Annotated in this window: 23 protein-coding genes; 15 read left to right on the top strand and 8 right to left on the bottom strand. The window is 37.3% G+C overall.

Annotated features, from left to right (window positions below):
• The first annotated feature begins 1 nt into the window (after window position 1).
• From AC5YGD_RS00115 to ribF, 7 genes are all read left to right on the top strand, one after another.
• Window positions 2–1,120 (top strand): peptidoglycan DD-metalloendopeptidase family protein, encoded by a 1,119-nt coding sequence (locus AC5YGD_RS00115; RefSeq protein ID WP_496141557.1) that lies wholly within the window; start codon window positions 2–4, stop codon window positions 1,118–1,120.
• Window positions 1,121–1,205: 85 nt separating this feature from the next.
• Window positions 1,206–2,081 carry a phosphoribosylaminoimidazolesuccinocarboxamide synthase gene (locus AC5YGD_RS00110; RefSeq protein WP_496142374.1) on the top strand — a complete coding sequence of 292 codons (876 nt, stop codon included), beginning with the start codon at window positions 1,206–1,208 and terminating at the stop codon, window positions 2,079–2,081.
• Window positions 2,072–2,872 (top strand): DUF2797 domain-containing protein, encoded by an 801-nt coding sequence (locus tag AC5YGD_RS00105; protein WP_496141556.1) that lies wholly within the window; start codon window positions 2,072–2,074, stop codon window positions 2,870–2,872. The genes AC5YGD_RS00110 and AC5YGD_RS00105 overlap by 10 nt, the downstream gene beginning before the upstream one ends.
• A 7-nt stretch (window positions 2,873–2,879) precedes the next feature.
• Entirely contained in the window at window positions 2,880–3,728 is an 849-nt protein-coding gene (locus AC5YGD_RS00100; RefSeq protein ID WP_496141555.1) for an ATPase, read from the top strand.
• 1 nt (window position 3,729) lies between these two features.
• Entirely contained in the window at window positions 3,730–4,788 is a 1,059-nt protein-coding gene (gene metA, locus AC5YGD_RS00095) for a homoserine O-succinyltransferase MetA (protein ID WP_496141554.1), read from the top strand.
• Window positions 4,785–5,816 (top strand): A/G-specific adenine glycosylase, encoded by a 1,032-nt coding sequence (mutY, locus tag AC5YGD_RS00090; protein WP_496141553.1) that lies wholly within the window; start codon window positions 4,785–4,787, stop codon window positions 5,814–5,816. The genes metA and mutY overlap by 4 nt, the downstream gene beginning before the upstream one ends.
• A 21-nt stretch (window positions 5,817–5,837) precedes the next feature.
• On the top strand, window positions 5,838–6,767 hold the full coding sequence (gene ribF, locus AC5YGD_RS00085; protein ID WP_496141552.1) for a bifunctional riboflavin kinase/FAD synthetase: 930 nt from the start codon (window positions 5,838–5,840) through the stop codon (window positions 6,765–6,767).
• Here the strand turns inward: ribF and pyrC are convergent.
• Window positions 6,759–7,796, bottom strand: a complete 1,038-nt coding sequence (gene pyrC, locus AC5YGD_RS00080; RefSeq protein ID WP_496141551.1) for a dihydroorotase — start codon at window positions 7,794–7,796, stop codon at window positions 6,759–6,761. The two genes, ribF and pyrC, sit on opposite strands and share 9 nt — an antisense overlap.
• 31 nt (window positions 7,797–7,827) lie before the next feature.
• Window positions 7,828–10,491, bottom strand: coding sequence for a preprotein translocase subunit SecA (gene secA, locus AC5YGD_RS00075; RefSeq protein ID WP_496141550.1), 2,664 nt, complete (start codon window positions 10,489–10,491; stop codon window positions 7,828–7,830).
• A gap of 47 nt (window positions 10,492–10,538) precedes the next feature.
• Here secA and AC5YGD_RS00070 point away from each other — a divergent pair, with 47 nt between their 5' ends.
• The 6 genes from AC5YGD_RS00070 (at window position 10,539) to AC5YGD_RS00045 (ending at window position 14,546) form a co-directional block, all read left to right on the top strand.
• Window positions 10,539–10,844 (top strand): hypothetical protein, encoded by a 306-nt coding sequence (locus tag AC5YGD_RS00070; protein WP_496141549.1) that lies wholly within the window; start codon window positions 10,539–10,541, stop codon window positions 10,842–10,844.
• An 86-nt stretch (window positions 10,845–10,930) separates the two neighbouring features.
• Window positions 10,931–11,548, top strand: a complete 618-nt coding sequence (gene petA, locus AC5YGD_RS00065) for a ubiquinol-cytochrome c reductase iron-sulfur subunit (RefSeq protein WP_271541964.1) — start codon at window positions 10,931–10,933, stop codon at window positions 11,546–11,548.
• Window positions 11,549–11,556: 8 nt separating this feature from the next.
• Window positions 11,557–12,780, top strand: a complete 1,224-nt coding sequence (locus AC5YGD_RS00060) for a cytochrome b (RefSeq protein WP_271541963.1) — start codon at window positions 11,557–11,559, stop codon at window positions 12,778–12,780.
• 3 nt (window positions 12,781–12,783) lie between these two features.
• Window positions 12,784–13,467, top strand: a complete 684-nt coding sequence (locus AC5YGD_RS00055; protein WP_416695514.1) for a cytochrome c1 — start codon at window positions 12,784–12,786, stop codon at window positions 13,465–13,467.
• 77 nt (window positions 13,468–13,544) lie between these two features.
• The gene (locus tag AC5YGD_RS00050) at window positions 13,545–14,177 is read left to right on the top strand and encodes a glutathione S-transferase N-terminal domain-containing protein (RefSeq protein WP_416695512.1); all 633 of its coding nucleotides are present in this window, start codon (window positions 13,545–13,547) and stop codon (window positions 14,175–14,177) included.
• Window positions 14,178–14,186: 9 nt separating this feature from the next.
• Window positions 14,187–14,546 (top strand): ClpXP protease specificity-enhancing factor, encoded by a 360-nt coding sequence (locus AC5YGD_RS00045; RefSeq protein WP_416695510.1) that lies wholly within the window; start codon window positions 14,187–14,189, stop codon window positions 14,544–14,546.
• On the opposite strand, the gene bioD is transcribed toward AC5YGD_RS00045, so the two are convergent.
• Window positions 14,538–15,179 (bottom strand): dethiobiotin synthase, encoded by a 642-nt coding sequence (gene bioD / locus AC5YGD_RS00040; protein ID WP_496141548.1) that lies wholly within the window; start codon window positions 15,177–15,179, stop codon window positions 14,538–14,540. The genes AC5YGD_RS00045 and bioD overlap by 9 nt on opposite strands.
• Window positions 15,180–15,229: 50 nt before the next feature.
• Between bioD and AC5YGD_RS00035 the strand changes: the two genes are divergently transcribed.
• Together AC5YGD_RS00035 and leuS are read left to right on the top strand one after the other, a co-directional pair.
• A complete protein-coding gene (locus AC5YGD_RS00035; RefSeq protein WP_496141547.1) occupies window positions 15,230–16,168 on the top strand; it encodes a dihydroorotate dehydrogenase in 939 nt (312 codons plus the stop codon).
• An 18-nt stretch (window positions 16,169–16,186) separates the two neighbouring features.
• Window positions 16,187–18,643 (top strand): leucine--tRNA ligase, encoded by a 2,457-nt coding sequence (gene leuS, locus AC5YGD_RS00030; protein ID WP_496142373.1) that lies wholly within the window; start codon window positions 16,187–16,189, stop codon window positions 18,641–18,643.
• 24 nt (window positions 18,644–18,667) lie between these two features.
• On the opposite strand, the gene AC5YGD_RS00025 is transcribed toward leuS, so the two are convergent.
• The 5 genes from AC5YGD_RS00025 to dnaA form a co-directional block, all read right to left on the bottom strand.
• Window positions 18,668–19,528: a phosphoribulokinase gene (locus AC5YGD_RS00025; protein ID WP_496141546.1), complete on the bottom strand. Its 861-nt coding sequence runs from the start codon at window positions 19,526–19,528 to the stop codon at window positions 18,668–18,670.
• Window positions 19,529–19,643: 115 nt separating this feature from the next.
• Window positions 19,644–22,031 carry a DNA topoisomerase (ATP-hydrolyzing) subunit B gene (gyrB, locus tag AC5YGD_RS00020; protein WP_496141545.1) on the bottom strand — a complete coding sequence of 796 codons (2,388 nt, stop codon included), beginning with the start codon at window positions 22,029–22,031 and terminating at the stop codon, window positions 19,644–19,646.
• Between the two features lie 99 nt (window positions 22,032–22,130).
• A complete protein-coding gene (gene recF / locus AC5YGD_RS00015) occupies window positions 22,131–23,216 on the bottom strand; it encodes a DNA replication/repair protein RecF (protein ID WP_496141544.1) in 1,086 nt (361 codons plus the stop codon).
• Window positions 23,217–23,229: 13 nt separating this feature from the next.
• Window positions 23,230–24,333: a DNA polymerase III subunit beta gene (gene dnaN, locus AC5YGD_RS00010; RefSeq protein ID WP_416678061.1), complete on the bottom strand. Its 1,104-nt coding sequence runs from the start codon at window positions 24,331–24,333 to the stop codon at window positions 23,230–23,232.
• A gap of 206 nt (window positions 24,334–24,539) precedes the next feature.
• Entirely contained in the window at window positions 24,540–25,853 is a 1,314-nt protein-coding gene (gene dnaA / locus AC5YGD_RS00005) for a chromosomal replication initiator protein DnaA (protein WP_496141543.1), read from the bottom strand.

Here is a 25,853-nt window from a genome sequence, read left to right as displayed (position 1 = left end):
AATGTATAAATCTTTCTTAATCACCTTGTTATCATTTTGCGTTTTTTTAAGCGCTCCTTCTGCTGCCAGTGGAACACATGACTATAGTTTTAAAGTGTCAAGAGGCGACGCGTTTTACAAATTCTTCTTTAGTACAGGCCTATCAGGAAAGCTTCTCAAAAAACTAATGGCCTCTGATGAACGGGCTCAGAGGCTTAATAATATTTATCCTGGTGACAAGTTTAGGATAACCCTGAACGATAATCACGAGCTAGACCAAATCATTTATAGTCCAGCTAATGACAACCCTTTATTTATAACCTATGATGGCCAATCTTTCAATTATGGAAAAGCCAATATCCAGCCAATTGGGAAATTATCTCAGACCATAATTACAATCCAAAAGTCTCTAAACTATGACGCCAAAAAAGCCGGGGTAGCTGCTGAAGTTACTAAAATGATGGTTGATAACTTTTCATGGGAGATGGACCTTAGTAGAGACCTAAGAAAGGGTGACAAATTTATGTTGTCTTGGAATGGAGGAAAAACTCCAATTGCAATGATTTACGTTGGAAGTAGAAAAACTATTGCACTTTTTTCATATAAAAATACGCTTGGTCAAAATAAATACTTTACTTCAAAGGGCGCCACTATAAACGACACCTTTGCATTTGCACCTACAAAATATAATCGAATTAGCTCGGGCTTTACAAAAAGGCGCTTCCACCCTACGCTCAAGATCTATCGCTCTCATCGAGGCACTGATTTTGCAGCTCCCTCTGGAACACCGGTCTACGCGCCTGCAAAAGGAATTGTGAAATATAGGGCCACGTTATCTGGCTATGGCAACGTTATCTATTTAAAGCATGGCTCCAACTATCTTACCGTTTATGCCCACCTATCAAAATTTGCTACGGGCTTAAAATCTGGAAAAAAAGTTAAAAAAGGGGAATTAATTGGCTATGTAGGGACTACAGGTCAATCCACTGGTCCCCATCTTCATTATGAAATTCGCGTTAATGGTATCCACCAAGATCCTGAAAAAATAAAATTACCTAAACAATCTTTCGTGCCAACTAGCGCAATGCCAGAGTTTCAAAAAAGGGCAAGACAAATTCTTCAGAATCTAAACATAAAGTAACACTCTCTTATTCTTCAGTTTTATCAATACCCCAGCTATTGCGCAATCGATTAAAATGAATACTTTAGTTTATTTTATAGTTCTTATGCATTCCAGTTTGCAAACAAAGCTATCCCTACCTCTTCTTCATCGCGGCAAGGTGAGGGATATTTTTGATATTGATAAAGACAACATGCTTATAGTGACAACCGACAGGCTTTCAGCTTTTGATGTTGTTTTTGATCAGCCTATTTCAGAAAAAGGAAAAATTCTCACATCAATAGCAAACTATTGGTTTGATAAAACTGAGCACATTATTCAAAACCACCTAACAGACATTGGGCTTGATGAAGTGTTGCCAGGTAACGAGGCTGAAGCGCTTGAAGGAAGGGCAATTGTTGTAAAAAAACTCAAACCACTGCCTATTGAAGCTGTTGTAAGAGGCTATTTAATTGGCTCTGGGTGGAAAGAATACTTAGGGTCAGGGTCTATTTGTGGAATAGACCTCCCTCCTAATATGGTTCTTGCTGAAAAACTTAAAAACCCTATTTTTACTCCTTCTTCAAAAGCTGCACCTGGTGAGCATGATGCCAATATATCTTTCAAAGAAGTTGCTTCGCTAGTGGGGAAAGATATTGCAGAGCAAATCAAAAAAATAAGCCTTACTCTTTATAATTTTGCTGAAAAACATGCGCTATCTCGAAGTGTTATTATTGCTGACACAAAGTTTGAATTTGGCCTGGACTCTGAAAACAAGTTGACACTAATGGATGAAATTTTAACTCCAGATTCTTCAAGATTTTGGTCTTTGGCCGACTATTCTTCAGGGAAAAGTCCAAAAAGCTTTGATAAACAAATTATTAGAGACTATCTTGAAACTCTTGACTGGGATAAAACCCCTCCTGCTCCGATAATTCCAGAGTCAATTATGAATAAAACTGCTGAAAAATATAGGAACATTCAATCGATATTATGCAGTTAAGTGGCCACATAAAAATGATGAACACCGCTCTTGAAGTGGGCAGCGCAAAATATAGCCTTCCTATTGGAGAGAATCTAATTGACATGAACGCTGTTGTAGGAAAGCATATTGAGCTCAAATATAATGACGTAATACTTTGTGCTAATTGTGGAGTGAGGACTAAAAAAAGCTGGTCTGGGGGGTATTGCTTTCCCTGTACACAAGTTTTAGCTAGATGCGACTTATGCATCATGAGACCTGAGACTTGTCACTATTTTAAGGGCACTTGTAGAGAGCCACAATGGGGTCTTAACTACTGTTTTCAGCCAACCATTATTTATCTTGCAAATACATCTAAGCCTAAGGTTGGAATCACCAATAAAAAAAGGATTTATAGCCGTTGGATTGAACAAGGGGCAGTTTCAGCGCTGCCTATACTTGAGGCAAAGTCACGTCTAGAGTCTGGGAAGATTGAAGTTGCATTAAAACAATTTGTTGCCGACAAAACAAACTGGCGAAATATGCTAAAAAATGAAGTGGAGCAATCAAATCTTTCGTCTCTAAAAGAGATATTACTAGGTGAAATTGCAGGCACAATAAAAGAAACTGAGGCCACAGTCCTTAGTGATGATGAGGTAAATATAAACTACCCTGTGCTAAAATATCCTACAAAGGTTGTGTCTTTAAACTTTGATAAGACGCCTATCATCACAGGTGTTCTAGAAGGCATAAAAGGACAATATTTGTTGTTGGACAGTGGCGTGCTTAATATAAGAAAATTTAGCTCGTATCACCTTACAATCAGCAGCTAATGGACTAATGAAAGTCAATATGATAAATTCTGCCAAACAATTTATAAATCAAAAAAATAAGCGATTAACACTTCTTGGGATGTCTGGTGTAGGGAAGACTCATCTTGCTAAACTTATTGGCGAAGAAGGTGGTTGGTACCATTTTTCTGGAGATTATAGAATTGGAGCGACTCATCTTAAAGAAGTCATTATTAACAATGTAGCTAACAAAATGAAAAATGATTCGTGGCTTAAGCCACTTATGGAAAACAACTCTATAAGTGTTAATAGTCAAGTTACTTTTGATAACTTAGAGCCAATTTCTGCGTTTCTTGGAAAAGTTGGCAATCCTGAAGAAGGTGGCCTTCCTATTGAGGAGTTTATTCATCGCCAAAGTCTTTTTTTGGAAGCAGAAAAAAAGACAATGTATGAGGTTCCTCATTTTATTAATAAGTCTTTAAAAGACGGTTATGCTCATTTTATTAACGATGCTGGGGGAAGTCTATGCGAGCTAGAAGACAGAAAACTTTATCAACTTCTGTCAGAAAAAACACTAATTATTTATATTAAAACAAGCAAGGAAAATGAGAGATTACTGATTGATAGAGCTAAAAGCCAGCCAAAGCCAATGTACTATAACCCAAAGTTTTTTGAGGAAGCTCTTCACTCCTTCTTGAAAGAAAATAGTTTAGCTTACGCAGCTCAAATTAACCCAAATGCTTTTGTTAGCTGGGTGTTTCCAAAACTAGTTGCAGATAGGCTTAAAAAATACAACGCACTTGCAGATGAATACGGCTGCACAATAGAAAGTGATGCGCTTCATAAATGCGGCTCTGCAAAGGACGTCTTAAATTTAATCTCTAGCGCGCTTAAATAACATGCCTCTAATAGCACACTCTAAACTACCTTCATTTGAACGTCTTGCAAAACAGGGCGAAACAATTCTTTCTATTGAGAGGGCTCAACATCAAACCATTAGAGAGCTTCATATTGGGTTATTAAATATGATGCCCGATTCTGCGCTTGAAGCAACAGAGAGGCAGTTTTTTCGATTGATAGGCCATTCAAATCAAATTGCTCAGTTTTATGTCCACCCTTTTTCACTTTCAAGCATCAAAAGAGAAAAACATGCGACAGCGCACATTAAAGAGCACTATAAAACCTTTGAAGAAATTAAACTTCAAGGACTTGATGCGTTAATTATTACGGGCGCTAATGTGACTGATCCAGACCTTCAGCTCGCTCCATTTTATGAGCAGCTGAGAGAGGTCGTTGACTGGTCTTATGAAAACGTAACCTCAACCTTATGCTCTTGCCTTGCAACCCATGCTGTTTTAGAGTTTAAGTATGGCCAGAAAAGAAAGGCCATTGGAAAAAAACATTGGGGCGTATTTCCTCATCAGGTAATTGATAGAACACACCCTCTTGTTAAGGGTGTTAACACTCGCTTTGACATACCACACTCAAGATTTAATGAGATCACTGAGTCCCAATTTGAAGAGGCAAAAGCTGTAGTTTTAGCTAAAAGCGCAATTGGCGTTCACCTTGCAGTCAGTCCTGATCTTTTTAGAATTGTCTTCTTTCAAGGGCACCCTGAATATGACTCCATCAGCCTTTTAAAGGAGTATAAAAGAGAAGTTTCGCTTTACCTCGAAAAAAGAACCTCAGACTATCCGCCATTTCCAAGCAATTATTTGTCACTACAGAGTTGCGCTATTTTGACAGAGTATCGTGCTAGGCTTATAAATAAAACAGCGACTATTAAAGAATTTCCAGAAGAGATTCTTACAAAAACCCTAGATAATACCTGGCATGATAGTGCTAGTGCTATTATTAATAACTGGATTGGCTGTGTTTATCAGGTAACTAATGAAAACATTAGAAAACCTTTTATGCAGACTATTGACCCAAATAATCCGCTAAACCTAGAGATGTGACGGAGTTAACGAGTGGTCTCTTAAATTGGTTTATAAAACATGGCAGAAAAAACCTTCCTTGGCAATCTAGTCCTCCAAATGTATATCACGTATGGCTATCTGAGGTTATGTTGCAACAAACTCAAGTTAAAACTGTTATTGATTATTTCAACAATTTCATTAAAAAATTTCCAGATATGACCTCGCTTGCTAATGCAAGCGAGGATGATGTTTTGGCCGCATGGGCTGGCCTTGGTTACTATAGCCGAGCTCGTAATTTGCATAAAACTGCACAAATTACTTTATCACTATATGGGGGGATTTTTCCCAAAACCTATTCAGAGGTTATAGCGCTTCCTGGGGTTGGCAAGTCAACTGCTGGAGCTATCTTATCTCTTACGTTCAACCAGCCACATGCAATCCTTGATGGCAATGTGAAACGCGTCTTGACAAGATACCACAGGGTGGAAGGTCACTATAGTTCGAGTAATGTTATGAATGAATTATGGCGTCTTGCAGAACTTCATACTCCTGAAAAACAAAATGCAGAATACACACAAGCAATAATGGATGTTGGGGCTACTGTTTGCACCCCAAGAAAACCACATTGTCAAAGCTGCCCTATATCAAAAAATTGTGACGCCTTTAATCATAATCAACAGGACATCTATCCAAATAAAAAGCCTAAAAAAATAAAACCTGAACGAAATATTGTATTCTTAATTTATAAAAATGAAAAAGGTGAAATTTATCTTACAAAAAGATCAAGCGAAGGAATTTGGGGAGGGCTATGGAGCTTTGCTGAGTGCTCAGAAAACGAAGAAGAAATAGAAGAGAAAATTATTAGCCACAACCCTAAGGCAAAAATCGTCCAATCACTTCCTAAATTCAAACACACATTTAGTCATTACACTCTTTGGATTAGTCCAATTATTGTAAGTTCCCCAGGATCATCTGATAATTACTACAAAACACATAATATTACTCTTGGTGTTCCCGCACCAGTTAAAAAAATTATTCATTCACTTGATTTACTAAATCATCATTAAAGCAGTGAGTAAAATAGCATAATGGAACTAATACGCGGCCTTCATAATCTTAAACATCAATCTGGCTGTGTTCTTACCATTGGCAATTTTGATGGTGTACATGTGGGACATCAGGAAATACTAAAACAACTTGTCTCAACTGCAAAAAATAAAGGCATACCATCTCTTGTAATTTCTTTTTCTGTGACCCCTGAATCTTTTTTTGGAAGGACAAAAGCGAAACTAAGCAGCTTTAGGGACAAACACCTTTTTCTTGAATCGCTTGGCATAGATAAACACCTTTTAATAAGATTTAACAAAGCTTTTTCCGAAATAAGCGCTGAGTCTTTTATCAACCAAACTCTGGTTAACAAAGTTGGCGTAAAGCACTGCTTCATTGGCGATGACTTTCGATTTGGTAAGGGCCGTCTTGGAGACTTTTCAATGCTTCAAGAGATGTCATCTGAAAAAGGCTATTTAGTTGATAAGATTAACGCTGTCCATCTTAAAGGCCAGCGAATTAGCAGTTCAGCAATACGAAAACTGCTCTCCCAAGGAGACTTTATAAAAGCTGAAACGTATCTTGGAAGGCCTTTCTCAATTAGTGGCAGGGTTGCGCATGGTGAAAAAATGGGGAGAACAATTGGATTTCCTACGGCAAATATAAGTATCAGACGAAAACTCAGCCCTGTTCTCGGCGTCTATAGCGTACTAGTTAAAATTAACAATAAAACCTATACTGGTGTGTGCAATATTGGTAAAAGACCAACAATAGGCGGTACCAAGGTCCTTTTAGAGGTTTTTATTTTTAACTTTAATCAAGAAATTTATGGTGAGCGTGCGACTGTTGTTTTTAAACAAAAGTGTAGGGATGAATTAAAATTTAATTCACTTGAAGAACTTAAAAGTCAAATTAAAAATGATGTTGAAAAAAGCAAAGATTACTTTAAAGGTATGGATTTTTTAAGTTAATAGCTTCCAAGAGAGGTCCTCTCCCGCAAAAAAGGGCACCACATGTGAGCCAGAAAAATTATAGCTCTCAGGTATTCGCCACGTAGTCTTTTCTAGTGTAATTTTTTCTTGGTTTCTTTCAAGGCCATAAAAATCAGCGCCAAAAAAAGACGCGAACCCCTCTAGCTTTTCAATTTTTCCATTCCTATCAAATGCTTCAGCATAAAGCTCAATGGCCGCATGTGCGCTAAAAACCCCCGCACATCCACAGGACGCTTCTTTTTGATGCTTCTCGTGTGGCGCCGAATCTGTGCCTAGGAAAAATTTTGGACTTCCTGAGGTCGCTGCTGCAATTAATGCCTCTTGATGAGGCGATCTTCTTTTCAGCACAGGTAGGCAATAAAAATGTGGCTTAATTCCACCTACGAGCATATGATTCCTGTTTGCTAAGAGGTGATGCGGTGTTATTGTTGCCGCTATATTTATTTCACATTCATTTACAAAGTCAACAGCGTCTTTTGTTGTTATGTGCTCAAGAACTATTTTGAGGCCAGGAAAGTCTCGCACTAGTTTAGTTAACATTTTGTCTATAAAAGCTTTTTCTCGGTCAAAGATATCAACGTCATTATCAGTTACTTCTCCATGTATTAGAAGCGGTAGCCCTTCTTTTTGCATTTGCTCTATAGCAGGGTATGCGCTTAACAGGTTTGTCACTCCACTATCTGAGTTAGTTGTAGCTCCCGCAGGATAAAACTTTACTGCATGAACTTCTTGGGCTTCACTCGCCTCAATAATTTCATTTTTAGTTGTGCTGTCTGTAAGATAAAGCACCATCAGAGGGTTAAAGGTTGTTTCTGCTGGCAAAGCGCTCATGATTTCTTTATGATAAGCTATTGCTTGCGATACATCTCTTATTGGCGGTGAAAGATTTGGCATAATAACCGCACGTCCCATCTGTAAAGCGCTCATGCCAACAACAGACTTCATTGCAGACCCTCCTCTAAGGTGCAGATGCCAGTCGTCCGGCTTAGTGAGCGTTATTTTCTCCATTTAGAACGCGCTGCCTCCAAAAAAATAAGCTTTATCCATGGCATTGCTTATATTTTTTTCCAGATCCACAAGGGCAAGGGTCATTTCTCCCAACCTTTAACTTGGAGGGCTGTCTAGTAATCCTTGGTCTTGGAGTTATGGGCTTTTTTGCCTGCGCGGGGCTGATCTTTTCTTGGCTTTGCAGCTCGCCAGAAGTTGGGGTAGATTGCGCATTAGCCTGATCAATATTAAGACTACAAAGCGCCTTAACCATTTCACTATTGATTGTGTCAAGCAAAGCTGTAAACATCGAAAAAGACTCTCGCTTGTACTCCTGCACAGGATTTTTCTGCCCGTATCCTCTTAAATTAACGCTTTGCCTTAGCTGATCCATAACCGCAAGATGGTCCTTCCAGTGCTGATCAAGGGCTCGAAGCATAACTGCTTTTTCAAAGGTTCTCATAGTTTCACTGCCTATAGCAGTCTCTTTAACCTTATGTGAAACCATAAAACCTTCCAATATCATTTTTAAAACTTGGTCAACATTAAGGCCTTCGTCAATACTTTTTTGTACTGGTATATCTGAAGAGTAATCTAAAGCTAAAGCACTTTCAAGGCCCCCAACATCCCAATCCGCCTCAAGTACTTTTGGAGAAATATATTGAAAAAATAGGTCGCTAATTACGCCGTCCCTAATAGCCTCATACCGCTCCTTGACATCTTCTGTCCCCATTAACTCATCTCTTAGCTGGTAAACCACTTTTCTTTGATCATTTGCAACATCGTCATATTCAAGAAGGTGTTTTCGCGCGTCATAATGCATCCCCTCTACTTTCTTTTGTGCATTGGCAATTGTTTTATTCAGCCAACTATGTTCAAGGGCTTCTCCTTCCTTCATACCAAGCTTTTTCATCATGGAGGCTGTTTTTTCAGATGCGAATATCTTCATTAAGCTATCTTCAAGTGACAGATAAAACCGCGTTGATCCAATATCTCCCTGTCTTCCTGATCGTCCGCGTAGCTGGTTGTCGACCCTTCGTGACTCATTGCGCTCTGTACCAATTATGTGCAGGCCTCCCGAGTCTATAACGCTTTGATGCTTAGCTTTCCAAGACTCTGTTTCTGCCTCATTAGCGCCCTCTAATGGCCTTCCTCCTAAAACAATGTCTGTTCCCCTTCCAGCCATATTTGTTGAGATAGTTACGGCTCCTGGCGCCCCAGCATTTGCAATAATCTCAGCCTCACGTTGGTGCTGCTTCGCGTTAAGAACCTCGTGTTTAATTTTATTTTTCGTTAGAAGAGCGGAAACACTTTCAGAGCTTTCGATGCTGTTTGTTCCCACAAGAACTGGTTGCATAATTTTTTGACACGCCTGAATATCTTTCATAACAGCATCAAGCTTTTCATTCATCGTTCCATAAATTAGGTCTGAGTGATCAATCCTTGAGGAGATTGTATTGGGAGGAACAACAACAACCTCTAGGCTATAAATGTCTTGAAGTTCTGATGCTTCTGTTTCAGCTGTTCCTGTCATTCCTGATAGCTTCTCGTAAAGCCTAAAATAATTTTGATATGTTATTGATGCTAGGGTTTGGTTTTCTTTTTTAATGCTTACATTTTCCTTTGCCTCTATTGCCTGATGAAGCCCTTCCGACCATCTTCTGCCTTCCATTGTTCTTCCAGTAAACTCATCAACAATCACAACCTCGTCATCTTTAACGAGATAATCAACATTTTTTTTAAACAATACATGGGCCCTAAGTCCTGACAATAAGTGTTGCATCAAAATAATATTGCTGGAGTCATATAAGCTTGATTCTGGGGCTAAGGCGCCAGCGGCTATAAGCATGTCTTCAGCTTTAATATGTCCATCATCAGTAAGAAAAACCTGTTTATGTTTTTCGTCAAGAGTGTAATCTCCTGCAACTATAACCTCAACCTCCTTGCCCTCCCCAACTTCGGTTTGAAGTGTGAAGCTTGGAATCATTTTATCTATCGCGATGTAGACCTCAGCATGATCGCCTGTTGGCCCAGATATAACTAGTGGCGTTCTAGCCTCATCGATTAAGATCGAGTCAACCTCGTCAATAATTGCAAAGGCAAGCTTCTTTTGTGTTTTTTGCTCTTGAGAAAAAGCCATATTGTCTCTAAGATAGTCAAAACCAAGCTCATTATTTGTTGCATAAGTGATATCACAAGAATAAGCTTTTTGTTTTTCATCACCAGACATTCCTGAAAAAACCGTTCCAACTGAAAGCCCAAGAAAAGAAAATACTTTTCCCATCCATTCAGAGTCACGCTTTGCTAAATAGTCATTCACAGTTACAATGTGGACTCCTCTTCCAGCAAGTGCATTTAGATAGGCTGGCAGTGTTGCAACCAATGTTTTTCCTTCACCAGTTCCCATTTCCGCAATACTGCCCTCATTAAGAACCATGCCGCCAATAAGCTGGACATCATAATGCCGCAAACCTAAAACTCTTTGGCTTGCTTCTCTGACAACGGCAAAAGACTCAGCTAAAATGCTTTCCTCACTCTCTTTATTGCTTAGCCTCTCTTTTAGCTCTGCCGTCATTGAGACAAGCTCGTCATCACTCATCGAGCGCATCTTTTCTTCCAACGAATTAATTTTGGAAACTTGGCCGTTATACTTTTTTATTAGCCGGTCATTATGAGACCCTAAAACTTTTGATAAAACATTATTTATAATACTCATAGAAGACGAACGAAATTAATTAATAAAACTGGGGTATTTTCTCATATATGCAAGACAAAACAAAAGGAAACCCTACAAATTTTAAAGTTGGCAGCAATCTAAGCTCTTTATTTGAAAAAGCAAAAGAACATAACCACTTAAACGCATTAATTAAGGCGCAGTACTCTGCACAGTTTAAAGGTCTTAATCTTTGCTTTTTAGGCTCTCAAGGCGTTACCCTACTTGCTAAAAACTCATCCATAGCCTTCCGAGCTGAAAAACAAAAAACAAATCTCCTCTCTTTAATTAAACAAATCGAGGGCCTAACAAATATCAAATCAATCACTATTAAGGTTGATAAAAAAAACTACTAGTCATTTGGGTCATTTTTTGCTTTTAAATATCAACCATTTACATTATAATGGTGCGGCTTTTTATCTTAATATCTTAAAACATTTTTATGTCCGAACAAACAATCGACCTAAAGAAAAGACGTTTTTTAACCAAAGCCACTAGTGTAGTTGGTGCGGTTGGTGTTGGTTTTGCAGCATGGCCTTTTTTATCAACATGGAAACCGTCGGCTAAAGCTAAAGCAGCAGGAGCCCCTATAGATGTTGATATTTCTAAATTAGAGGCTGGTCAGCTTGTTCGTGTCTTATGGCGTAAAAAACCTGTGTGGATATTTAAACGTGATGAAAAAGCATTAGAGTCTCTTGACTCAGAAGACCTAATTAAAAATCTTGATGATCCAAACGGTACAGGCAACTCTAAAAACCAACAGCCAAATTATGTAACGTCTAATTTTCGAGCCATCAAAAATAAAGAAAGTGTTGCTGTTATCGTTGGAGTTTGCACTCACCTAGGCTGCTCTCCAACCTATAGACCAGAGCCTGGTGCAGCTGATCTTGGTGGAGACAGTTGGAAAGGTGGTTTTTATTGCCCATGTCATGGCTCTAAGTTTGACCTTGCTGGAAGGGTTTATGCAGGTGTGCCTGCCCCAACTAACCTAGTAATCCCTCCGTATCAATACGTCACTGATTCATTGATTCGTATTGGAGTTGACCAACAAAAAACATAAGAGAAAATATGAATAATAAACAAAGTTGGATAGACCAAAGATTTCCATTATCTAAAGTTATTAATGAACATTTAGCAGAATACTACACCCCCAGAAATTTTAACTTTTGGTATTTCTTTGGTGGCTTAGCAGTAGTGATGCTTTTAATGCAGCTGGTTACTGGGATATTCTTAACCATGCACTATAAGCCTGACGCAGAGTATGCTTTTGCCTCCGTTGAGTATATTATGAGAGACGTTGAATGGGGCTGGTTTATACGCTATATGCACTCAACAGGGGCCTCTGCTTTTTTTGTAATAATTTATCTTCATATGATGCGCGCCCTTTTATATGGTTCTTATAAGGGACCGAGGGAATTGATATGGATACTTGGCATGGTGCTGTATATTCTTTTATTGGCTGAAGCTTTCATGGGCTATGTTTTGCCTTGGGGACAAATGTCGTTTTGGGGTGCTCAAGTAATTATTTCACTTTTTGGATCAGTTCCGATTGTAGGGCCAGATTTATTAGTTTGGATTTTGGGTGATTATGCTGTTGGTGATGCGACTTTAAATCGTTTCTTTTCATTGCATGTTGTTGTCATTCCACTTATTCTTGTTGTTCTTGTTTTTTTGCATATTGTTGCACTTCACCACGTTGGATCAAACAATCCAGATGGAATTGAAATAAAGAAAAATAAAGATGTGGATGGTATTCCAAAAGACGGAATCCCCTTTCATCCATACTTCACAATTAAAGATAGTGTTGTTGTTGTTGGGTTTTTATGGATATTTTGTGCAGTTGTTTTTTATGCACCAGCACTAAACGGGTATTTTCTAGAGGCTCCGAATTTCATCGAGGCCAATCCACTTAAAACGCCTGAACATATTGCGCCATTATGGTACTTAACTCCCTATTACTCAGTATTAAGGGCAATCCCTCCACTGTTTGGCTCACAATTTCCTGGAGTATTAGGAATGTTTGCAGCGCTTGGAGTGTTTTTCCTCCTTCCTTGGCTAGATCGAAGTCCAGTTAAATCAATACGCTATCGAAGCCCAATCTATAAATGGATTCTTGGGACTTTTGTTGTCAGCTTTATTATGCTAGGCTGGCTTGGTGTTCAACCGGTTACCCCTTTATATGTTTTACTGGCTCGTATTTTTACGACTTTGTATTTTTCATTTTTTATCTTAATGCCCTGGTTTAGCACTCTAGGAAAAACCAAAGAGGTTCCAGAAAGGGTTACTGGATAATATATGAATATTAAATTAAAATTAATAGTTGGCTTATCTGTTCTTCTTTTTTCCGTAAACATTTTTGCTGCTAGTAAGGTTCATTTAGATCATGCAGATACTGATATTTTTGACGAAGCCTCCTTACAAAACGGCGCAAAACTTTTTATGAATTATTGCTCAGGTTGTCATGAGATAAGCTTGATGCGTTACAATCGAATTGCTAAAGACCTAAACCTAACCGAAGAGCATGTTGCTAGAAATCTAATGTTTGCTGGAAATAAAGTAGGGCAAGCCATTACTACAGCTATGCCAGAAGGCGCTGCAACTAAATGGTTTGGAGGCGTTCCGCCAGATCTTTCTTTAGTTTCAAGGTCAAAAGGAACTGACTGGATTTATACTTACCTCAGAAGTTTTTATGATGACGAGGAGAGAATTTTTGGGGTAAACAATAAAGTTCTGGTAAATGCTTCTATGCCAGATGTCTTATGGTCATTAAGAGAAAGTCAATCTGAAGCAGGGTTTGACCAGAGCGTTCTTGATATAACAAATTTCTTAGACTATGTTGGTGAGCCAGCAAAGCTAATCCGCCTAAAACTAGGTAAATGGGTATTACTGTTCCTTAGTATTCTATTTATTCTTGCCTATATGCTTAAGAGAGAGTACTGGAAAGATGTTAAATACGGCATATGGAGGCCGCGCGATTAATTTCTGATACAATCTTTATCTTTACATCCCTTGCTCTAAAAGGCAAGGCTATTTTTTTTTAATTTGGTGCAAAAACTATGTTATCTAAACCTAATCCGTCTTCAACGACCCTCTATGCTGCTTCTGAAGAGCTTGAGTCACATGCAGTTCGATTTATTATGGCTCACAAGTTAATTGAGCGAGAGGTTATAGAGCTTAAGTTTGATGAAATGCCAGAAGAAGTTTTAGAGCTCAATCCTTGTGAAACTCTTCCAACACTTTTTGATAGAGGAATGGTTCTATATGACCTCTCTGTAATTATGGAATACCTAGATGAAAGATTCCCCTTTCCTCCTCTTTTGCCAGTTGATCCTATTGAAAAGGCGGAAAAACGCCTTCTAATTTATCGTTTCACGAGATCAGAAGGCTGCTGGTACGAGCTTGTTGATAAAATTCTACATGGCGCCAAAAAGGAAAGTGATGCTGCAAGAAAAACTTTACATGGAAATCTTATAGAGCTACTGCCTTTATTCTCTCATAAGCCCTATTTTAAAAGTGAAACAATGACCCTTGTTGATGTCTGTATCGCCCCCATTCTATGGCGTCTTAATCTTTTGGGCATATCTTTAGACGGTAAAAAAGCAAAACCAATTATGGAATACGCAAACAGGCTTTTTGAAAAAGAGGGCTTTCATGAAAGCCTAACTTTTGCTGAAAAGGACTTTAATTAAAAAAAACTTATGTCAAGTGTAGTCCCCTATTTAATCCGTGCTTACTGTGATTGGATAGAGGACTCTAGTTTTACCCCTCATATACTCGTTAACTCTGAAAAAACAGGTGTTTCGATTCCTGAAGGCTTTGCAAGTGACGGTAAAATTATTTTAAACATTGCCTCTTCTGCAACAGAAGGCCGAGTAATAACCAACAAGTCTATTAGCTTTAAGGCTAGATTCAATGGAAGGCCTGAAAAAATTATTGTACCGTGCAACTCGGTATTATCTATTTATGCCAAAGAAAATGGTGAGGGAATGTTTTTTGACAACAAAGCTGATCCCCTTGATCAAGAAAACCAGAAACCAAATCTAACTATATTAGATTAGTCTTTCAATTTTAGAATTAAAAAATTCAATATTGCCTTTTGCAAAAGGAAGTATTGGAACATCTGTATATGCAGCAAGAGACTCTTTATTAGAAAGCGTGTTCGGTTTAATTTCGTTTAACACAAGACACACAATTTTTAGATTATTTTTCTTTGCAGCCTCAATAGCCAGCAATCCTTGGCTAACAGCGCCTAGCTCGTCTCGAACAACAATGATAACTGGCAGCTGAAGACAAACGGCAAGGTCAGAATTAAGGGATCTTTCTGCAATTGGGGAATAGATCCCACCTGCCCCCTCTACTAAGACAAAACTGCCTCCCACTTGGTTGTTACAGGCACTTACTAAGTCATCTAAACTTAGCGCCTTTCCAACACTTGCACTGGCTTCTTCGGGGCTTGCTTCAAGAGTGAAGCAATTAGGACATACTATGTTTAAAAGCTCCTTAGAATTGCAGGCCTCTTTAAGTGCAACAGCATCTTTTGGAATATAGTCTCCATTCAACAGCTCACAATTTGTTTCAACAGGCTTTCGAACCTTAACCTCTCTTGCCTTACTGAGATGCCTAACAATTTCAATGGCTACAGTAGTTTTACCAACCTCTGTATTACTGCCTGTTATAAAAACTCCATTCATAGCAACATTTTAGACGAAGTTATCAACCTCCAAGTCGCCATAAAAGTATAATGACGGCAATGCAAAATAATCTTAAAACAAGTTTTTGTGGGATGGCATTAAACTCACCAATCATTTTGCTTTCCGGGTGTGTTGGGTTTGGTGAAGAGTACACTCGAATCAAGGGCTTCTCTAACTCCGATGTCGGTGCGGTCTGCTTAAAAGGGACTACTCTTGAGCCAAGGCTTGGAAATAAACTACACAGAATTGCTGAAACTCCTAATGGAATGCTCAACGCTATTGGCCTTCAAAACCCAGGAACAACTGCGGTCATAAACGACATAATGCCAGGCCTGGATAAACAAGAAACTAAATTCATTATTAATATCTCTGGATCAACCGTTGAAGAATATGGTGAAATTGCAAAACACTTTGATGACTCTGATATCGATGCCATTGAAATCAATATCTCATGTCCAAATGTAAAAGAAGGTGGGGTTGCTTTTGGTAATGACCCCGAGATGTCTTTTAGAGTTGTTGAGATTTGCAGAAAAAACACCGCTAAGCCAATTATTACAAAGCTATCTCCAAATCAAACAGACATTGCCTCCAATGCATTAAGGTGTATTGATGCTGGAAGTGATGGGCTTGCCGTTATAAATACAGTCATGGGAATGGCTATTGATATTGAAAAACAAAAGCCAGTAATAGGAAATAATCAAGGAGGGCTATCTGGTCCTGCTATAAAACCGATTGCACTTCTGAAGGTTCACCAGGTTTACCAGGTTAGTAAAAAATACAATGTCCCTATAATTGGTCAAGGGGGAATTGTGTCGGCTAATGATGCGATTGAATTCATCATTGCTGGGGCAGACACGGTTGGTATTGGAACTGCGCTCTTTTATGATCCCCTTGTTTGCCAAGGAATAAACGAAGGGATTAGTAAATATCTAATAGAACACAACATGAAAGACGTTCAATCTTTAGTTGGCTCTCTTAATTTAAATTAAAAACTTATAAAATTAATGATGCAAAAAGAATATAACGCCACTTTAATTGAAAAAGAAGCACAAGAATATTGGGCTACAAATAACTCATTTGTTGTGGTTGAAGATAAAACTAAAGAAAAGTATTTCTGCCTATCAATGCTGCCTTATCCTTCTGGAAGGCTTCATATGGGTCATGTTCGAAACTATAGTATCGGCGACGTAATTTCAAGATACCAGAAAATGCTTGGAAAGAATGTTATGCAGCCTATTGGCTGGGATGCATTTGGACTTCCAGCTGAAAACGCTGCTATAAAAAACCAGGTTCCTCCTGCTGGGTGGACTTATGAAAACATTAAGCACATGAAAGAACAGCTTGTAGAGTTGGGTTTTGGTTATGACTGGTCAAGAGAATTAGCAACTTGTCATCCAAAGTACTATCGCTGGGAACAATGGTTTTTTGTAAAGCTATTTGAGAAGGGCCTTGTGTATAAGAAAAAAGCAGTCGTAAACTGGGATCCTGTAGACCAAACAGTTTTGGCTAATGAGCAAGTGGTTGAAGGTTGTGGCTGGCGATCTGGTGCGCCTGTTGAAAAGAAAGAGATTTCTCAGTGGTATATGAAAATAACTGACTACGCAGAAGAGCTTCTTGCGGACATACAAAAACTCGACGGCTGGCCAGATGCTGTAAAAATGATGCAAACAAACTGGATTGGCAAATCTGTTGGACTTGACATTAAATTTACGCTTAATGACTCTGAAGCACTAACTGTATATACCACAAGACCTGATACTTTATTAGGTGTTACTTATCTTGCAATTGCTGCAGAACATCCTCTTGCTATTAAGGCTGGAAAGGGTAGCAATGAAATTCAAATGTTTCTTGAAGAGTGTAAAAAAATTGAAACGGCCGAAGCAGCTATTGAAACCATGGAGAAGAAAGGCATTGATTCTGGATTGACTTGTATTCATCCAATAACGGGCGAATCTACTCCAATTTGGATAGCAAATTTTGTTCTTATGGGCTATGGAACTGGAGCAGTAATGAGTGTTCCTGCACATGACCAAAGGGACTATGAGTTTGCAAAAAAATATAATATATCCATCGTGAATGTTATATCCGACCACAGTGGTAAAGTGGATACTAGCAAAACAGCATATGTTGAAAAAGGAATTCTTATAAACTCTGGCGAGTTTAACGGCTTAGGCTTTGACCAGGCGTTTAGCGCAATTAGTGAAAAACTTTCAAACCTGAAAATGGGAGAGCTAAAGACTAATTATCGTCTTAGGGATTGGGGTGTTTCAAGACAGCGTTACTGGGGCTGCCCAATCCCAATAATTAATTGTCCTTCTTGTGGAGCTGTTGCAGAAAACCTTGAAAACCTTCCTGTAAGGCTTCCTGAAAATGTTGAGCTTGATGGTGTTGGCTCTCCATTAAAAAAAATGCCTAATTTTTATAGCGTATTATGCCCTAAATGCGGCGGAAAGGCGGAAAGAGAAACGGACACTTTTGATACTTTTTTTGAGTCTTCTTGGTACTTTGCAAGATACACATGTGTCGATCAAAACAATGCTATTTTGGATGAGCGTGCTGACTATTGGCTTCCTGTAGATCAATATATAGGTGGAATTGAACATGCAATCTTGCACCTTTTATACTCGCGTTTTTTTACAAAACTATTGCGTGATGAGGGAATAATTAAAGCGAGTGAACCTTTTACAAATCTTCTTACACAAGGAATGGTTTTGAAAGATGGCGCTAAAATGAGCAAATCAAAAGGAAATACAGTTGATCCTCAAGAAATGATTGCCAAATATGGAGCTGATACGGCTAGACTTTTTATACTTTTTGCAGCGCCGCCAACACAAGATCTTGAGTGGTCTGACACTGGAATTGAAGGGGCTTTTAGGTTTATAAATAAATTTTATCGTCTTGTTGCTGGCTTTGTAGACTCCAATAAAAAAAATAAAGCTTTGAAAGTTGGTCTTGAAGATCTAAATGATGAGCAAAAAGAAGTTAGGAAAAGAACACATTTAGCGCTCAAAAAGGTAGGTGATGATTTAGGCAGAAGACATTCATTTAATACAGCCATTGCAACCATGATGGAGCTTAACAACACTTTGTCTAAATTTACAGATACGACTGAAAAAGGAGTCGCTGTTAGGAAAGAATCGATTGAAATCATGGTCAAGTGTCTTAGTCCAGTAATTCCCCATTTATGTCATCATCTTTGGCTTTTATTAGGCGGTAAAGAGGCTGTAGTCGATGCTAAATGGCCAGTTGTTGACGAATCTGCGCTTATTCAAGACAATATACAAACCATAGTCCAAGTTAATGGAAAATTAAGAGCAAAAATGATGGTCCCATTAAACTCTGACAATCAAAAAATCCAAGAGTTAGCTTTTACTGATGAAGGAGTTAGTAAACATATAAAAGACAAAGAAATAATTAAAGTAATTATTGTTCCAAACAAACTTATAAACATAGTTGTTAAATAAAAATTATAGTCACTGTGAATGGAATTAACGATTTAACATTTTTTCAATTTGCTCCCTTAATATTAACTCCATTACAAAGCCCATTTTACCTCCAGGAACAACCAAGGTATTTGGCCGTGACATAAAAGAGCCCGCAACCATATCTTGTAAATAAACAAAGTCGCAGTACTTGTGATCTTCAAATCTAACAACCACAAAACTTTCATCCTGAGTTGGTATGTCTCTTGCAATAAAGGGGTTTGAAGTGTCTACCGTTGGAACACGCTGAAAATTAATATGTGTTCTTGAAAACTGCGGCGTGAGATAATTAATATAGTCCCACATTCTTCTGTGAATTGTGTCTACTGTTGCCTCAGCCGAATAACCTCTTTGCTCCTTGTCTCTATGAATTTTTTGGATCCATTCTAAGTTTACTACAGGTACTACACCAATCAACAAATCAACAAATTTTGCAACATCTATATTTCCATCTTTAACACCGCCATGAAGCCCTTCATAGAAAAGCAAATCACTGTCCCTTCCTGCCTCCTCCCAGTCAGTAAACTCTCCAGCTTTTTTTCCAAAAGGGGTGCCTTCTTCGTCAGAATGAATATAGTAGCGGCGCTTACAATGGCCTTTTTCTCCATAATCTTTAAAGGTGCTTTCAATCAAATCAAAGTGGTTGGCCTCTGGACCAAAATGACTAAAGTATTTATTTCCTTTTTTATCTTCAGCCTCCATGGTGCTTTTCATTTGCTTACGATCAAATTTATGAAAGCTATCACCTTCAATAATTACTGGAGTTGCTCCAACACGTGAGAAAATATGATTAAATGCATTTTTAACGGTCGATGTACCAGCACCAGAAGACCCAGTTATAGCAATTACCGGATGTTTTATTGACATGGCCCCACTTCATTATAAGAAAACTCTATTTATTATCTTACAAACAAGGTCAAGGTGTTAATAAATAAATTCATAACCGCTTGAATTTAAATCACGGGGGGACGTTTTTACTTAATTAAAAATCTAAGTTATCAACTTTTAGGGCGTTTTGTTCAATGAAGTTCCTTCTTGGCTCTACTTCATCTCCCATTAATGTTGTGAAAACATCATTAGAGGCTATAGCGTCTTCAATTTTCACTCGAAGCATTACTCTTGTCTCTGGGTTCATCGTAGTGTCCCAAAGCTGATCAGGGTTCATCTCTCCTAGCCCCTTGTATCTCTGAAACCCCTGTCCTTTTCTTGCTTCAACAAGTAAAAAATTCAGAGCCGTAGAAAAATTAGGTGTTTTAATTTCTTTGGCGCCTTTTTGAATGTATGTCTCATCATCAAACATACTCTCAACTTGATCTGAATATGCCTCAATTTTTTTATACTCTGTTGAGTTAAAAAAGCCCTCATCAAGACAAATATTTGTCACTTCTACTCCATAAGTTTTCAAAGAGTACAGGATGCTATTATTTTTAAACTCTAAAATATTTTGCTCAGACATCGAGCTATTGTTGTTCATTTTTCCTTGAAGTTTAACGCACCATTCTTTCGATCCTTTTTCGTCAGATAAGTCTAATTTTGGCATTCCCAACATAGACATTAACAAAGGCTCATTATATTTTTTACCAACTTTTTCAATAGTGCCAATTGTACTATAGTACTTAGTAACAAGCTTTTCAAGCGCCATCCCCTGAATAGCTGGCGCGTCCTTACTAACAAAAAGACTAGCATCATGGATTGCCTCTTGCTGAAGATATTCATTAAGCTCAATATCATCCTTAAGATAGCGCTCTTGCTTGCCTTTTTTAATTTTATAAAGGGGTGGTTGTGCAATAAATAAATAGCCATTCTCAATTAGCTCTGGGTAGTGGCGATAAAAGAACGTTAAAAGTAGGGTTCTAATGTGGGCCCCATCAACATCGGCGTCTGTCATAATAACTATCTTGTGATATCTAAGCTTTGTAAGGTCATACTCTTCTTTACCAATACCACAACCCAAAGCAGTAATCAGTGTTCCAACCTCTTGAGATGATAGAATTTTTTCGAATCTTGCTTTTTCTACATTTAAAATTTTACCTTTTAGGGGGAGAATTGCTTGTGTTCTTCTGTCCCTTCCTTGTTTGGCTGATCCTCCAGCAGAATCACCCTCTACTAAGAAAATTTCTGATTCAGCAGGATCTTTAGTTTGACAGTCACTTAGCTTTCCTGGAAGTCCCGCTATATCTAAAGCGCCTTTACGACGAGTCATTTCACGTGCTTTTCTAGCAGCATCACGTGCCCTGGAGGCATCAAAAATTTTCCCGATAATAATTTTAGCTTCTGCAGGATTTTCAAGAAGATACTCACTTAGTTTCTCACTTACAGAAGACTCAACTGGCGCTCTAACTTCAGATGAAACTAACTTATCTTTTGTTTGTGATGAAAACTTAGGGTCTGGAACCTTAATTGACAATATAGCAGTTAAACCCTCTCGAGTATCTTCTCCAGTAATAGCAGCTTTTTCCTTTTTTGCCAACCCTGATGCATCTATAAAGTTATTAAGAGTTCGTGTTAATGCAGCTCTTAAGCCAGCAAGATGCGCCCCACCATCTCTTTGTGGAATGTTATTAGTAAAGCAATATACACTTTCATTGTAGGAGTCACTCCATTGGAGTGCTACGTCAACAGTAATATCGTCTTTCTCTGTAGAAATTGAAATAATGTCATTATGAATTGGGTTTTTAGACTTGTTTAAGTGCTCTACAAAAGCTTTAATACCGCCTTCATAAACAAAAATATCTTTTTGATCAGTGCGCTCATCATGAATTTCAATACGAACACCTGAATTTAAAAAAGACAGTTCACGTAATCTATTTGACAAAGTCTCAAACTTAAAAACCGTTTCAGTGAAAATCTCCACACTTGGCTTGAAGTGAATTGTTGTACCTGTTTTATCTGATTTTCCTATGGTTTTAATTGGTGAAACTGGAACACCCAGAACATAGTCCTGCTCATAGCTTTCACCAGACCTATGAATGGATAGTTTTAGTGTTTCAGAGAGGGCGTTTACTACAGAGACACCAACTCCATGAAGACCACCAGAAACCTTGTATGAGTTATCATCAAACTTACCGCCAGCATGAAGTACGGTCATAATAACTTCAGCTGCAGATATTCCTTCTTCAGGATGTATATCGACTGGTATTCCGCGACCATCATCGGTTACAGATATTGAGTTATCATCATGTATTACAACCTCAATTTTTGAGCAGTGGCCAGCTAGAGCCTCATCAATTGAATTATCAACAACTTCGAACACCATATGATGAAGACCAGTGCCATCGTCTGTATCACCAATATACATTCCAGGGCGCTTTCTAACAGCATCTAAACCCTTTAAAACTTTAATATTGGAGGCTTGGTATTCTTCAGTCATAAATGGCCCTTAAAAAATGAATTTATTATACCACGGGTAGTAACTTTGTCGATTAATCATATAACATTTTTCACATTGATGTAATAGAGCAATTACAGCTTAAACACTAGTTATAACTCCATTCTTAATATGGTAAATATTGGTTTTTTTTGGGTCTAAAGGTAGGTCTTTATTTCCAATATCGGTTATAAATATTTGTATATTTAGGTTTGTCAAAAAATCAAGTATTGAGTTAATTTTTTCCTGGTCTAGCTCCGAAGAAATATCGTCAATCAGAACGACTGGGTCAGAGTTGTTTTTTGCTAAAACAAGTACTTGAAGCATCCAAAAAACAATTGAAAGTTTCTTTTGTTCCCCCCTTGAAAGAAAGCCTTCGTTTTTTTTACTTAAATAGAAATCAATTGAGGCCCTGTGTGGACCGCACCCTAAATGTTTGTTTTTTATAAAAGAACTTTTGTTGTTTTGGAGATATTTTTTAACTTCGTTTTGGTTAAGGCCATCAACATCCTTTACCCAGCCTGTTTGTAATTTAAACTCTAGGCTTTTTGTGGAATCAACAAAACTCTTAAGAGACAGCAAGGAGCTCTCTTCAAGTATTTGTGTCAGTTTCTGTATGTAGTTTATTCGAGCTTGAGTAATCTCAACAGACAAGAAGGCGAATTTTGAGAACCACTCTTCAAGTTGATTTTGATTGTTTCCTGTTAGTATTGCATTTATATTTTTTAGGGCTTTATTATAGGATTTATATGTTTTTAATACTTCTTTGTTGTCATGGAAAACACCCCAATCTAGATAAGATCTTTTAAGTTTTGGTGTTCCGCCTACTATAAAACCCCTGTCAGGAGAAATAATTTGTGTTGGTAGGTGTTGGCTTAAAAGGCTATTACTGGTAATTTTTTCAGTGCCAATTACAATGGTGCTTTTACTTTTAGATTTACTTAAAGTTACCTTTTCACCATCGATTATTGCATTTATTTGAATAAGGTCTTTTGCAAAAGGAATTACATCTTTAATATTTTTTGTTTTAAACGATCTACTGTGTCCTAAATAATATATAGACTCAATAAAGTTAGTTTTTCCTTGGCCATTACTGCCAAGAACTAGGTTTATATTTTTGTTGGGCTCTAGATACTGATCGTTTAAATTTCTAAATCTTGCAACATGCAGTTTCTCAATTATTGCCATGTATTAATTTTGGCTATATTCTCATTGGCATGATTATGTACTGATAGCTTTCATCACCCATCGCGCTTAGTAAACAGGACTTGTTTTCGCCACCTGGTATAACCATATTTACTTCTTTTGAGCTTAATTTTTCTAGAACAGAGATTAAGTAATGGATGTTAAAAGCAATTTCAAGTTCTTTTTCTTGTTTTGTAACTTCTATTTGCGTTTCAGCCCTTCCTCTTTCTGAGTGAGAAAATATACTAAGTTTGTCATCTCTAAAAACTAGTTTTACACCCTTTGTTCTTTCGTCAACAAAAATTGATGCCTGTTGTAAGCTAGAGAGAAAGTCTGCTCGATCTATAACAATTGTGTTGCTGAAGTCGGTTGGCATAACTTGCTTATAATTTGGAAAATTCCCATCAATTAAACGACTAATAATTTTCGTATTTGTATCTACTAATGAGAAATAGTTGTCTGATAGATGAATTTCTGCCATATCTTGAGTACTTTTATTTAGTAGTTTGGTTAACTCTAACACTGCTTTTCTTGGAAGAATTACTGTCTTTTTATCTTCTAAATTATTGCTTTGTTTTACCTCACCAATTGAGAGTCTATGTCCATCAGTTGCTACAACAGTTAACGAGTCTTTGTTTAATTCAAAAAATAGTCCGTTTAAATAAGCCCTTATATCTTGATTTCCCATAGAAAAACTTGTGTTTTCTATTAGTTCTTTTAGTGCTTCTTGTTTTATTTTTATTACGCTTGTATTTTGTGTTTTAGGTAGTGCTGGAAAATCTAAATGATTGAATGTATTTAACTCAAATGTATTCTTATTTGCATTTAGATAAACTTTATTTTCTTCAATTTTAAATTTAATTTTTGTTTTTTCTGGGAGTTTTCTTACAATATCTATTAGATCTTTTGCATATATTGTGAATGTTACCTCTGTTTCACTTTTTATTTCATTTGAAGCACTAATTTCAAGCTCCATATCTGTTGTCGTAAGCGTTAATACTTTGTCTTTTAATTGAATTAATACATGCGAAAGTATTGGGAGGGTTTGTTTTTTTTCAACAACCCCAATTACAGTTTGTAGTGGTTCAATTAATTCTTCAACGCTTAATTCAGTGTTCATAGGCTGGATGTCTTTATAAATTAATTATTATTATTATTAGTGTTCTTATTTTTTGTTAATTTCTATTTTTTTCTTTTTAAAATCAACAGCATAAGTGGTGTATATCTTGTTAATATCTTCAGGTTTGTTTTTACACTATTGTTAGTTATTGTTCTAATTATAAGATGTTTTGTTTCTTATCAACAACACAACTTATAATTTTTTGTTTATAAGTTAGTAATTTTAATTGTTATATTTTCAATATCGTTTTTTATCTCTTCGTTTGTATTTATAAGCCCTTTTAGTTTTTCACAGGAATACAAAACCGTAGAGTGGTCCCTGTTTCCAAAATTTTGACCAATTTTTGCTAGCGATAAAGATGTTAGTTCGTGACATAAATAGATTGCTATTTGTCTTGCTTTGACTAAATGCTGTTTTCGCGAATTTGAAATTAAGTCAGAAACTGTTATCCCATAAAACTTACTAACTGTTTTTTGAACTTCATTTACTTCAATAATAAGTTTTTTTGGTTTAATTAGATCACCTAGTGCGCCCTCTACAACATCTTTGGTTATAAAAGAATGATCTATTTGAGAAAAGTCAACAAAAGCCTTTAGTTTAAGAAGCGCCCCTTCTAGATCTCTAACATTCGAAACAACATGACTTGCAATAAAAAGAGCAACATCCTCACTAAGATCAAGAGATATCTGAGGATTTTGAGACTTCTTTAATAAGATAGCTGCCCTCATTTCTAACTCTGGGGGTGAAAGCTGTAAATTTAAGCCTTGCGAAAAACGAGTTTTAAGCCTATTTTCAAGATCTTTAATATTTTTAGGTGGTTGGTCACATGTAAAAATAATCTGTTTTTTTGTACTGAACAAAAAATTAAAAATATGAAAAAATTCTTCTTGTGATTTATCTTTGCCAGCTATTAAGTGAATGTCGTCAACCAACAATAAATCAGCTGACTGATAAAAGAGCTTAACATTTTCTATCGTATTATGCCTTAGGCTGGTTGTAATATTTCTTACAAAATCCATTAATGGAACATATATTATTTTTGTATTGGGGTTTTTTTCTAGCGCAAGATGCCCTGCAGCTTGCATCAGGTGGGTTTTTCCAAGGCCAGACTCACCATAAATAATAAAAGGATTGTATGGAGAGGCCCCAATCTTCTCTGCAATCTGTCTACTCGCAAGAGCCGCAACCTGATTAGCACTTCCTAAAACCAGACTGTCAAAAGTATATTCTGGGAATAATGGAGTTGTATGGTGCTTTGTTTGACCGGCAATTTTTTTACTAGAGTCAACAACGCCAAACCTAACCTTTAGTTTTCGATCAAACTCTGATACTGCGAGAACAATTGCAGCCTCTAGATTTTTATGGTTATTTATATACTTAAGTGCAGAAGCACTAGGCGCATAGAGGTAAAGAGTCTCATTTCTTTCTGCTGCTTTTAGGGGCTTAACCCACACACTGAACTCACCTAATGGCAGTGTATTTTTTAGAGATTCTAGGCACTGGACCCAAGTCTGAGACAT

The organism is Candidatus Pseudothioglobus sp. uisw_070 (assembly GCF_059512545.2).
The sequence above is the reverse complement of the archived record's forward strand: the minus strand, read 5'-3'. Positions and strand labels throughout refer to the sequence as shown.

Excerpts from the sequence above, each read along its gene's own strand:
- AC5YGD_RS00045 (WP_416695510.1), top strand. The coding sequence starts at position 14,187 with ATGTCAAGTGTAGTCCCCTATTTAATCCGTGCTTACTGTGATTGGATA.
- AC5YGD_RS00115 (WP_496141557.1), top strand. The coding sequence starts at position 2 with ATGTATAAATCTTTCTTAATCACCTTGTTATCATTTTGCGTTTTTTTA.
- bioD (WP_496141548.1), bottom strand. The coding sequence starts at position 15,179 with ATGAATGGAGTTTTTATAACAGGCAGTAATACAGAGGTTGGTAAAACT.
- dnaA (WP_496141543.1), bottom strand. The coding sequence starts at position 25,853 with ATGTCTCAGACTTGGGTCCAGTGCCTAGAATCTCTAAAAAATACACTG.
- metA (WP_496141554.1), top strand. The coding sequence starts at position 3,730 with ATGCCTCTAATAGCACACTCTAAACTACCTTCATTTGAACGTCTTGCA.
- AC5YGD_RS00070 (WP_496141549.1), top strand. The coding sequence starts at position 10,539 with ATGCAAGACAAAACAAAAGGAAACCCTACAAATTTTAAAGTTGGCAGC.
- petA (WP_271541964.1), top strand. The coding sequence starts at position 10,931 with ATGTCCGAACAAACAATCGACCTAAAGAAAAGACGTTTTTTAACCAAA.
- gyrB (WP_496141545.1), bottom strand. The coding sequence starts at position 22,031 with ATGACTGAAGAATACCAAGCCTCCAATATTAAAGTTTTAAAGGGTTTA.
- AC5YGD_RS00055 (WP_416695514.1), top strand. The coding sequence starts at position 12,784 with ATGAATATTAAATTAAAATTAATAGTTGGCTTATCTGTTCTTCTTTTT.
- AC5YGD_RS00105 (WP_496141556.1), top strand. The coding sequence starts at position 2,072 with ATGCAGTTAAGTGGCCACATAAAAATGATGAACACCGCTCTTGAAGTG.
- AC5YGD_RS00060 (WP_271541963.1), top strand. The coding sequence starts at position 11,557 with ATGAATAATAAACAAAGTTGGATAGACCAAAGATTTCCATTATCTAAA.
- secA (WP_496141550.1), bottom strand. The coding sequence starts at position 10,491 with ATGAGTATTATAAATAATGTTTTATCAAAAGTTTTAGGGTCTCATAAT.
- pyrC (WP_496141551.1), bottom strand. The coding sequence starts at position 7,796 with ATGGAGAAAATAACGCTCACTAAGCCGGACGACTGGCATCTGCACCTT.
- recF (WP_496141544.1), bottom strand. The coding sequence starts at position 23,216 with ATGGCAATAATTGAGAAACTGCATGTTGCAAGATTTAGAAATTTAAAC.
- AC5YGD_RS00025 (WP_496141546.1), bottom strand. The coding sequence starts at position 19,528 with ATGTCAATAAAACATCCGGTAATTGCTATAACTGGGTCTTCTGGTGCT.
- AC5YGD_RS00110 (WP_496142374.1), top strand. The coding sequence starts at position 1,206 with ATGCATTCCAGTTTGCAAACAAAGCTATCCCTACCTCTTCTTCATCGC.
- ribF (WP_496141552.1), top strand. The coding sequence starts at position 5,838 with ATGGAACTAATACGCGGCCTTCATAATCTTAAACATCAATCTGGCTGT.
- AC5YGD_RS00100 (WP_496141555.1), top strand. The coding sequence starts at position 2,880 with ATGAAAGTCAATATGATAAATTCTGCCAAACAATTTATAAATCAAAAA.
- AC5YGD_RS00050 (WP_416695512.1), top strand. The coding sequence starts at position 13,545 with ATGTTATCTAAACCTAATCCGTCTTCAACGACCCTCTATGCTGCTTCT.
- leuS (WP_496142373.1), top strand. The coding sequence starts at position 16,187 with ATGCAAAAAGAATATAACGCCACTTTAATTGAAAAAGAAGCACAAGAA.
- dnaN (WP_416678061.1), bottom strand. The coding sequence starts at position 24,333 with ATGAACACTGAATTAAGCGTTGAAGAATTAATTGAACCACTACAAACT.
- AC5YGD_RS00035 (WP_496141547.1), top strand. The coding sequence starts at position 15,230 with ATGACGGCAATGCAAAATAATCTTAAAACAAGTTTTTGTGGGATGGCA.